Origin of the sequence: uncultured Streptococcus sp., assembly GCF_963518475.1 — a bacterium.
Taxonomy (GTDB): domain Bacteria; phylum Bacillota; class Bacilli; order Lactobacillales; family Streptococcaceae; genus Streptococcus.
In genome coordinates this window covers 1-2,940 of record NZ_CAUQJA010000051.1, presented here as the reverse complement: position 1 = coordinate 2,940, position 2,940 = coordinate 1, and the positions used below count along the sequence as shown (strand labels likewise).

2 protein-coding genes and 1 riboswitch are annotated in these 2,940 nt (G+C 44.8%); both genes read right to left on the bottom strand.

Annotation, left to right across the window (positions count from 1 at the left end; genetic code table 11):
- Nucleotides 1–242: alanine:cation symporter family protein (locus tag RYK12_RS10115; protein WP_314848871.1), on the bottom strand; the 242-nt coding region annotated here is incomplete at its 3' end.
- 90 nt (nucleotides 243–332) lie between these two features.
- Nucleotides 333–421: riboswitch (glycine riboswitch) on the bottom strand.
- A 163-nt stretch (nucleotides 422–584) separates the two neighbouring features.
- Nucleotides 585–2,921, bottom strand: a complete 2,337-nt coding sequence (locus RYK12_RS10110; protein WP_314848869.1) for an endonuclease MutS2 — start codon at nucleotides 2,919–2,921, stop codon at nucleotides 585–587.
- Nucleotides 2,922–2,940 lie beyond the last annotated feature (19 nt).

Below are 2,940 nucleotides of genomic sequence, written 5' to 3'. Positions count from 1 at the left end.
GTCGCCACCCCGATAATATTTCCCGTACCAACTGTCGCTGCTAGGGCTGTACACAAGGCCGCAAAACTGGATACATCTCCATGCCCCTTGTCCTTGATAAAAATAAGCTGAAAAGCCTTCGAGAGACGCAAAACCTGCAAGAGTCCTAAACGGGCAGTTAGGTAAATCCCTGTTCCGACCAAGAGAATCAAGAGGGGCGGTCCCCAAGCAAAAGCATCGATTGATTTAAGCAATTCTAACATTTCCTTCTCCTATCTTTTCAACCCCAAAAGAAAGAGCACATGCAAGATACATGTACTCTGGAATGCTTAGATAAATGCTAAAAAGCGGTCTATCCTAGCTCTGTCCTTTTACCTGAGAGTTTGAGCAGTTGCCTGCCTTGCCCCTTCGGTGCCTTTACGGTCTCTCCAGAGTTCCGTCCATTTACAGTCATGGAAAATCAAACGATTCCCCACTTCTATTAAACTTCATTCGGTGTTGGTATTTAATTGATTCTTATTTTACAAAAAATGTTGGCTTTTGTCAATGTGTTTATTAGTAAAACTTAATTCAACAGTTTTTACTGTATAAAGCTCGGAATACTTCTATCCTTTAAATGTCACAATAGTCGCACCACTACCTCCAGCATTTTGTGGGGCATAGCCGAAACTCTTGACATGCTTGTTTCTTTGTAGGTATTTAGTGACTCCTTCACGGATGACTCCTGTTCCGATACCATGGATGATATCAACTTGAGCCATATTATTAAGCAAGGCTTGGTCGATAAAGGCATCTAGCTCATTCATGGCTTCTTCATAGCGCTTGCCTCGAAGGTCCAGTCTGGCTTGAGGTCCTCGACCAGAAGTTCGTTTCACAACATTGACCTGTTTCTTCTTGACTTGCTTTTCTTGCTGGGCTTGAACAAGGTCAAATTCTTTCTCTTCCAAGGTCATCTTAATCAAGCCAACTTGGGCTTCCCAGCGGCCGTCCTTGAGTTGACTGGTCAAGGTACCACGCTGTCCATAACTGAGAACCACGATATCATCTCCCACCTTTGGAGCACGTTTTTTCTTGGCCTTTTGAAGGACCTTGTTTTTAGACAAGTCCACTTTTTCAGGAGCCAATTTTTTCAGCGTGGCCTTGGCTTCAATGATTTCGTGGGGTTTAAGTTGAGATTTGCTGTGGAGATTTTTGAGAATCTGGTCACTCTCACTTAGAGCCATGTCCACAATCTCAGCAGCTTGTTCACGCGCTTTGTTAAGCTCAGTTTCCTTTTCACGATTGAGCTCGTTGTAAAGTTTTTTGAGAGCACGGTTCATCTTGAGATTTTCTTGCTCCACCTCACGGATATTGTCCAAGCGTTTGCGACTTTCTAGCGTCTGCTCTTCCAGTTGTTCAATGATTCGGTTGACATCATTGTCCTGATCGACCTGCTGACTAGCATCTCCTACGATAACTTCAGATAGACCTAAACGTTTAGCAATTTCAAAAGCATTGCTTCGTCCAGGCACACCCTGCATAAAGCGATAGGTCGGGCGAAGAGTCGCAGTATCAAACTCCATGCTGGCATTTTGCACAAAGGCTGTCTCAATACCATAGGCCTTTAGTTCCGGATAGTGGGTCGTCGCCATGGTCTTGACTTGACGCAGGCGAAGGTCTTCCAGAATAGCCATGGCAAGGGCAGCTCCCTCTTGAGGATCGGTACCAGCCCCCAACTCATCCAAGAGCAAGAGCGAATGCTGGTTGACCTTACCAAGAATATCCACAATATTGGTCATGTGGCTAGAGAAGGTAGACAAGCTCTGCTCAATAGACTGCTCATCTCCAATATCTGCAAAGATTTCTTCAAAAATACCAACACGACTTCCCTTATCTGCTAAAATCGGCAAACCGGACTGAGCCATCACCTGCGTCAAGCCCAGAGTTTTAAGCATGATGGTCTTCCCACCTGTATTGGGACCTGTAATGACAATGGCTGTTAAATCTTGACCAAAATGGACATCATTTGCGACGGCATTTTTGACCAAAGGATGGCAGACATGGAGCAGTTGAATCTCCTGATTTTCTGACAGCTGAGGAACGACTGCTTGCCTTTCTTGGATAAAACGAACCTTGGCACGAATCAAGTCCAGATGGCCGATAATCCAAGCATCATTGGCTATTTCAGCCGCATGAGGGCGGACACGTTCAGAAATTTCTTGGAGAATGCGAAGCATTTCATAGCGCTCATCTGCTCGCAAACTGGCTATTTCTTCGCTCAGTTTGACCACCTCACGGGGTTCGATATAGACGGTGTTTCCGCTGGCAGAAATATCATGAACGACACCTGCAATCTTATTGCGGTAGGTGTTTTTAACTGGTAAAACCTGACGGCCATTTCTGCTGGCAACAATCCCTTCCGTCAACATCTGCGCTTTTTGCTTGAGCAGGTCTTGCAAAACATCGCGGACCTGACTCTCGCTATCATGGATTTTTCGACGGATTCGCGCCAATTCTTCACTGGCAAAATTTTCAATGAAACCTGCATCATTAAAGGCTTGTAAATTTCCTTGTAATTGCGGAAAATCGTGTAATTTTTCAAACCAGAGGGCTAATTCTGTCAAGCTGACGTTTTCCAGATTGGCATAAAAACTTTGCAGTTCTCTGCTAGAAAGAAGCACGCGCTTCAAGAGCAGGAACTCCTCGATATTGAGATCCGCCCCCATCTCCAAACGCTTGCAGACTCCTGCAATTTCCTTGGTTGCGAGAATGGTAAAATGCGGTTGCTCAACAAAAAGAGCCTGCATTTCCTTCATCTCAGCAAAAGCCTGTTTGATTTTATCTGCTTTGGCAGTCGGAGCCAGCTGTCTCAATTGCTCCAAGCCCTGCTCGGTCAACAAATGAGGTTCAAACAAAGCCTTGACCTTATTGAACTCTAATGTTTCTAATATTTTCTTATTCATCTTTATTTCCTTGTCTTTG